This is a genomic window from Micromonospora sp. NPDC052213 (genome assembly GCF_040679695.1).
GTDB lineage: Bacteria > Actinomycetota > Actinomycetes > Mycobacteriales > Micromonosporaceae > Micromonospora.
Map to the genome: position 1 here is coordinate 1 of NZ_JBFAVI010000255.1, position 6,836 is coordinate 6,836.

The window sequence follows — 6,836 nt, forward strand, 5'->3', positions numbered from 1 at the left end:
GGGTGTGGCTGTCCAGCACGGGGCGGGGCAGCGGCTCGGGGGCGGGCGGGAACTCCCCGGCCCGGCGGGCGGCGCGCTGCTTGCGGGTTTCGGTGTATACCCCTAGGGGGTATATGGTTCCGGTTGGAGGTGGACGGTATGAGGCACGAACACGTGACTGACACCGATGCCATGGTCGCCGGTGGGCATCACGGGCATCAGGTTCCGGTGGGCGAGCAGGCTGGCGGTGGGCCCGATGGTGGGCATGGAAGCGGTGCTGGGGCAGCCGGCCCCCAGCCCGCGGGTGGTCACCACGGTGGTCACCATGACCACGCGGGGCATGGGTCTGCCGGTGGGCACGGCGGTCATGACATGCATGCGGGGCACGGGGGTCATGGCGTTCGTGCGGGGCACGGGGGTCATGGCATGCATGGGGGTCATGACAAGCATGCGGGTCATGATCCGGAGCAGTTCCGGCGTAAGTTCTGGCTGAGCTTGGCGCTGACGATTCCGATCGTGGTGACCAGTCACATGGTGATGGGCTGGTTCGGCTACGCCCTCGACTTCCCGGGCATGAGCTGGGTGGGTCCGGTCCTCGGCTCGGTGGTCTTCTTCTACGGAGGCTGGCCGTTCCTGGTCGGCGGTGTCCGTGAGGTGCGTGATCGTGCTCCGGGGATGATGCTGCTGATCTCGATGGCGATCGCGGTGGCGTACGTCGCGTCGATGGCGACCAGTCTCGGCGCGTTCGATCTGGACTTTTGGTGGGAGCTGGCGGCGCTGGTGACCATCATGCTGCTGGGTCACTGGCAGGAGATGAAGGCGATCGGTCAGGCGCAGGGCGCCCTCGCCGCGCTGGCGGCGTTGCTCCCGGATGACGCCGAACGGGTTCACGACGATGGCGCTGTGCACCGGGTGTCGGTGTCCGAGTTGCGGGTCGGAGACGTGGTGCTGGTCCGCTCCGGTGCCCGGGTGCCGGCTGACGGTCGGATCGTTGACGGCGCGGCTGAGTTGGACGAGTCGATGATCACGGGGGAGTCCCGGCCGGTGCCGCGTGGGGTGGGGGATCGGGTGGTGGCGGGCACGGTGGCCACCGATTCCGCGTTGCGGGTGCGGGTCGACGCGGTGGGTGAGGACACGGCGCTGGCGGGTATTGGTCGGCTCGTCGCCCAGGCGCAGGCGTCCAGTGGCCGGGCGCAGGTCCTGGCTGACCGGTTCGCGGCGATGCTCTTCTACGTTGCCACCGCCGCCGCGCTGGTCACCTTCGTCGCCTGGTGGGCGCTGGGTGACCTCGACCAGTCCGTGGTCCGGACGGTGACGGTGCTGGTGATCGCCTGCCCCCATGCCCTCGGGCTGGCCATCCCGCTGGTGATCGCGTTGTCCACCGCGGTGTCGGCCAAGGCCGGCATCCTGGTCAAGGACCGTCTCGCCCTGGAGCGGATGCGCACCGTCGACGCGGTGCTGTTCGACAAGACCGGCACCCTGACCAAGGGCGCCCACACCGTCACCGCCACAGCTGCGGCCGCCGGCACGACGGAGGACGAGGTGTTGCGGATCGCTGGCGCGGTCGAGGCCGACAGTGAGCACCCCCTGGCCAAGGCTCTGGTGAAGGTTGCGCGGGACCGGGGGCTGCGGGCGACGGCCCGGGACTTCCGATCGCTGACCGGTCGAGGGGTCCAGGCGGTTGTCGACGGCACGACCTGGGCGGTGGGTGGCCCCGCCCTGCTGCGGGAACTCGGCGCGGCGGTCCCCGAGGAGCTGGACACCGTTGCGCGGGGGTGGTCGGCCCGTGGTGCGGCGGTGCTGCATCTGGTCCATGTGCCGGAGGCCGGCCAGCCGGCTGCGGTGGGTGCGTTCGCTTTGGAGGACGAGGTCCGTCCGGAGGCCCGCCAGGCCATCTCCGACCTGCGTGGACAGGGTGTCAAGAAGATCGTGATGATTACCGGGGATGCCCGGCCGGTTGCCGAGGCGGTCGCTGCTGATCTGGGGTTCCGGCCGCGGGTGGACGAGGTCTTCGCCGAGGTGTTGCCCGCCGACAAGGACCGGGCGGTCGCCGAGTTGCAGGCCCGGGGGCTGACCGTGGCGATGGTCGGCGACGGCGTGAACGACGCGCCGGCCCTGGCCCGCGCCGACGTCGGCCTGGCGATCGGCGCCGGTACCGACGTCGCGATCGAGTCCGCGGGGGTCATCCTGGCCTCGTCGGACCCGCGGGGTGTCACGGGTGTGATCCGGCTGTCCCGCGCGTCGTACCGGAAGATGATCCAGAACCTGGTCTGGGCCGCCGGCTACAACGTGGTGGCGATCCCCCTCGCCGCCGGCGTCCTGGCCTGGACGGGGTTCACCCTCAGTCCGGCCGTCGGCGCGGTGCTGATGTCCGCCTCCACCATCGTGGTGGCACTCAACGCCCAACTGCTACGCCGGGTCAAACTCACCCCCGCACAGCACTAACACACGTATGAACGGCGGCCCGGTCGAGACCATCCGACCGGGCCGCCACACACCTGGACAGACACAGGCGACTCGGGCACGTCCGCTCAGGACGTCACCGAGCGCGACAAGAGCGGTAAGACCTACCACCGATGGCGCTCGCTGAGCCGGTTGCGACGGTAGCTGGGGGCAGGGACGACGAGGTTTACGAACCCCGCTGCCCGTGTGCGGCCGTGGCTCGCATCTTGTTGCCCGCCGGGCTCGTCCGGTCTGACTCGTACAGGTCCCGTTCGAGGTCGTTGACGGTGTCGTAGAACTCGGTCTTGGGTCAGGGACGGGCCGATCGCCGGTCAGGCCGGTGGCTCGGGGACCAGGATGCCTGGATAGAGTGCCTGCCATGGGTGAGGACACCTTCCGCTCGGTGGAGATCGAGCGCACCAGCGTGGGAAAGTACGTCGTGCGGAATGCCCGCGGCGGATCGATGTCGATGGGTACGGGCGAGGACGGCAGCTTCACGCCGGTGGAACTGCTCCTGGCGGCCATCGGCGGCTGTACCTCGATAGATGTGGACCACATCACCAGCCGCCGCGCCGAACCGACTCAGTTCTGCGTCGAAGTCACCGGCGACAAGATCCGGGACGAGACCGGGGGAAACCGGATGGAGAACCTCACGGTCGCGTTCACCGTGACGTTCCCAGCGGGCGCGGACGGCGACAGGGCGCGCGAGGCGCTGCCCCGGTCGCTGCAGCAGTCGCACGACCGGCTCTGCACCGTCTCCCGTACGGTCGAACTTGGCACTCCCGTCTCGATCGTCGAGGCTGCCGGTTCTGCGGGGGACTGAGGTCTCCGGGCGTCTGCGAGATTGGTGAGTCGACGCGCCGCCCGCGTCACGGCAGTCGGGCCCTCAGCTGAGACCGCGGTGAGCGGCCCACAGCGCGCTGGCGCGGTTGGCGGCCTGGTCGACCAGGGCCAGCAGTTCGGGCCTGTCGGGCACGGGGAACGAGACATATGTGCCTCGGCCGCCGCCAGTCGGCCGGCCGTACGCCTTTGCCGCGATGCTCCCGTCGGGGAGGAGCCGGATGTTGAGTGTGGTCAGCGTGAACTCCTCTCCGCGTCGAGTGTCGGTCCAGCGGAGCCCTTCGGGGATCGTGACGTTGACCGCCAGGGCGCTCACATCGATGGCGAGGTCGCTGCTCATGGACGCATGTTCTCACGCGAGTCGACGTCCGCTCCTGGTACCCGTCTGTGTGGTCAATGGGGGAGCGGGGCTGGCCAAGGTGGGGTTCGGCGGGTCCGGGAAGTGACTGTTCGAAGTGTCGGCCCTGGGGTTCGGGGTCGACCGCGCAGGATTGAAGAGTCGCCCCACGTGTCCTCCCGGCGGGTCGGTCTTGCGGCCCTGGCCGGTGTCGAACACCCGGGCCCGCGCGGACAGTTTCGCCGGCACGTCCACCACAGTTTCGCCGTCGGCGACGAGCCGCTGAGCGATGTGCCGGCCAATGCCGCTGCTGCCGTGAGCCGCTTCGCGCCACGGTGACCGGCAGACGGGCACGACGCGGGAACTTACCGCGGTGCACGCTGCGGCGGGCGTCACCAGGATCGCGGCGTCACTGTCGACGGTGGCGAGGGCTCAGCTGGTCTCGCTGGTGCACACCAACATCTCCCGGCAACCCGAGGGTTGCCGGCGACAAAGGTGCTCAGGAGCGAACAAGCCGGGCGATGGCGTCGGATGCCTCCCGCAGTCTGGCCTGAGAATCCGGGCCGCCGGCCTGGACGGCCGCGACGACGCAGTGGGCCAGGTGCTCGTCGAGCAGTCCGAGCGCGACGCTCTCCAACGCCTTCGTCGCCGCCGAAACCTGGGTGAGGATCTCGGTGCAGTAGACGTCTTCGTCGACCATCCGCTGCAGTCCGCGGACCTGGCCCTCGATGCGACGAAGCCGCCGCAGGTAATCGCCCTTGTCCTTGATGTAGCCGTGGTCCATGTCCAGCCCACCTCTCTGTCGGAGAATCAACATACCCAGCGGGGGTATCTGCGACAAGTGGGCTGTGTTCCTGCTTTCTCCCAGGGGAATGCGCGTCGAGCCGCTTGACACCCGATACCCATAGGGGGTACACATTCTCCCGTTACCCATACCCCCCAGGGGCTAGAGGAGTGGTGGAGATGTCAAGCGGATCCAAGCGGTGGTGGGCCCTGGGGCTCATCGCGCTCGCCCAGTTCATGGTCATCATGGACACGTCGATCATCGGCGTCGCACTGCCGCAGATGCAGGCCGATCTCGGCTTCTCACCGGAGAACCTGTCCTGGGTGTTCAACGCCTACGTCGTGGCGTTCGGCGGCCTGCTGCTGCTCGGCGGTCGTCTGTCCGATCTGTTCGGCGCCCGGCGCATGTTCACCACGGGCTGGCTGATCCTGCTCGTCGGGTCCGTCGTAGCCGGTCTGGCCGACAGCGTGGCGGTCGAACTGGCAGCCCGGGCCGTCCAAGGCGTCGGCGCCGCGCTCATCGCGCCGTCGGCGCTGACGCTGCTGATGATGCTCTTCGGCGCCACGCCGAAGGAGCTGACCAAGGCCCTGGCCCTGTACGGGGCAGCTGCACCGGCAGGCGGCACCGCCGGTGTCTTCCTCGGCGGGCTGATCACCGAGTACGTCAGCTGGCCCTGGGTGTTCTACATCAACGTCCCGATCGCCGTGCTCGCCGTCCTCGCCACCCCGGCGCTGATGCCCGCCGGCGGCGCCAGCCGCGGTTCCCTCGACATCGCCGGCGGGCTCACCGTCACCGCCGGCCTGGCCGCCGCCGTCTACGCCATCGTGCAGGCGCCCGAGGTGGGCTGGGCCAGCGCCCAGACCTGGCTGGTGCTCGGCGGCGCGGTGGCGTTGCTCGCGGTGTTCCTGGCCATCCAGGCCGGCCGCCGTGAACCGCTGATGCGGCTTTCCATCTTCCGTACGCCGAACCTCGGTGCCGCGAACCTTGCGCAGGTGCTGCTGGGCGGAGCGTGGATCCCCATGTGGTTCTTCCTCAACCTGTACCTGCAGCAGGTCCTCGGCTACAGCGCCTTCCCCAGCGGCGCCGCGCTGCTGCCGATGACCATCCTGATCATGATCGGCATGATCGTCCTCGCCCCACGGGCGATCGCCCGGTTCGGTCCGAAGGCCATGACGGTCACCGGGCTCGCCGTCCTCGCCGTCGGAATGGGGTGGCTGTCGCTGATCCGCCCCGACGGCAACTTCTGGGTCGACGTCCTGCCCGCCTCCCTCGTCGCGGCGCTGGGCATGTCCCTGGCCTTCATCCCCTCCCTGGGCACGGCGATCTCCAGCGCCCGCCCCGAGGAGGGCGGCCTCGCCTCCGGGATTGTCAACACCAGCTACCAGGTCGGGTCCGCGCTCGGCCTGGCGGCGATGACCGCGGTCGCCGCGTCGTTCGGCGCCGACCAACTCGGGAACCGGCCCGCTCTCACCGACGGGTTCTCCGCCTCCTTCCTCGGCGCAGCCGCCATCGCCGCGCTGGGCGCGGTGCTCGCCGCGCTCACCCTGCGCACCACCACCCGGCAGGAAACCGCCGCCGAGACCCAGCCAACCCCGATCGGCTGACCGCAGCGCACCAACTCGACACCCGCAGCACGTTCGGTCGGCTGGCCACCCTCAGGCCAGCCGACCGAACACGTGCAGGTGCGGGTGCGAACGACACACGAGGATGTGTGAAGGCGTGATCGCCCAGGCGAAGAGGCCGGGCGACCCGAAGCCTGCTTGGCGGGACCCGCTGGGCGCGCCGCGCGGCGCGCCCTCTCTTCACGTCGAGGCCGGTGTGCGAGCCTCACTCCCCGGCAGGGCCGCGCCGATCTCGGGCTGCGGGCGTGGCGCCTGGCACCCGGAGCAGACTGGTGTACAGCCCTTCTCCTGCCACTTCACTGGACAGCCGGGCTGCCGGTCGACTTCTTCGCTTGCGATGTGACGCCGGATCACGGTCGGAGTTGGTCCTGCTGGCGGTGGCGGTGAGGACGGGCTTGTCCGTCCCCCGGCGGTCGTGGGCTCGGTTCCGTCCGGAGAGGCCGGTAGCCGTTGTGGGTGCCCGGCGAGCGGCCCTGGTCGCGCGCACCGGCAGCTCCACCGCGCCAGCGGCCGACCGGCTTCCCACCTCGGGGACCGGTCCAGGAGCGCGTCCCGGAGTGCCCGCCCGCGGCAGAGGAAGCGGGCCGGGTGGGTGTCGATCTCCCCGCCCAGCACCCGGTGAGCGGGAAGCTTGTTCGACGCGGTCCTCTCACCGTGGCCTTCGAAATCCCTCCGGCCGTAAGGATCCGCCTACGACGTAGGCGGCGTGGCATTGCGCGGCCTGGCGAGGACGTGAGCACTCCATGCCAGCTGTCGGCTCCGCCCGAAAATCCAGCCGGCGTTGACACAGCGGCGTCGACACTCTGGGCATCATCAGCAATACGCCCCGCGC

6 protein-coding genes and 1 pseudogene are annotated in these 6,836 nt (G+C 69.9%); 3 read left to right on the forward strand and 4 right to left on the reverse strand.

All coding sequences use genetic code 11. The features are described from left to right. Window positions 1-115: pseudogene (locus tag AB0L34_RS32170) on the reverse strand (AraC family transcriptional regulator); the annotation flags it as partial. Then, the gene (locus AB0L34_RS32175) at window positions 103-429 is read right to left on the reverse strand and encodes a hypothetical protein (protein WP_363709253.1); all 327 of its coding nucleotides are present in this window, start codon (window positions 427-429) and stop codon (window positions 103-105) included. The gene AB0L34_RS32175 and the pseudogene AB0L34_RS32170, both read right to left, overlap by 13 nt. Here AB0L34_RS32175 and AB0L34_RS32180 point away from each other — a divergent pair. Continuing rightward, window positions 352-2,424 carry a heavy metal translocating P-type ATPase gene (locus AB0L34_RS32180; protein WP_363709243.1) on the forward strand — a complete coding sequence of 691 codons (2,073 nt, stop codon included), beginning with the start codon at window positions 352-354 and terminating at the stop codon, window positions 2,422-2,424. The two genes, AB0L34_RS32175 and AB0L34_RS32180, sit on opposite strands and share 78 nt — an antisense overlap. A 376-nt stretch (window positions 2,425-2,800) precedes the next feature. After that, on the forward strand, window positions 2,801-3,244 hold the full coding sequence (locus AB0L34_RS32185) for an OsmC family protein (protein WP_363709245.1): 444 nt from the start codon (window positions 2,801-2,803) through the stop codon (window positions 3,242-3,244). 63 nt (window positions 3,245-3,307) lie between these two features. On the opposite strand, the gene AB0L34_RS32190 is transcribed toward AB0L34_RS32185, so the two are convergent. Continuing rightward, complete coding sequence (locus AB0L34_RS32190; RefSeq protein WP_363709247.1) at window positions 3,308-3,601, reverse strand: hypothetical protein; 294 nt, start codon at window positions 3,599-3,601, stop codon at window positions 3,308-3,310. A 496-nt stretch (window positions 3,602-4,097) separates the two neighbouring features. Beyond that, on the reverse strand, window positions 4,098-4,382 hold the full coding sequence (locus tag AB0L34_RS32195) for a metal-sensitive transcriptional regulator (RefSeq protein ID WP_363709249.1): 285 nt from the start codon (window positions 4,380-4,382) through the stop codon (window positions 4,098-4,100). A 179-nt stretch (window positions 4,383-4,561) separates the two neighbouring features. On the opposite strand from AB0L34_RS32195, the gene AB0L34_RS32200 reads away from it, so the two are divergent. Continuing rightward, entirely contained in the window at window positions 4,562-5,986 is a 1,425-nt protein-coding gene (locus AB0L34_RS32200) for an MFS transporter (RefSeq protein WP_363709251.1), read from the forward strand. Window positions 5,987-6,836: the final 850 nt, after the last annotated feature.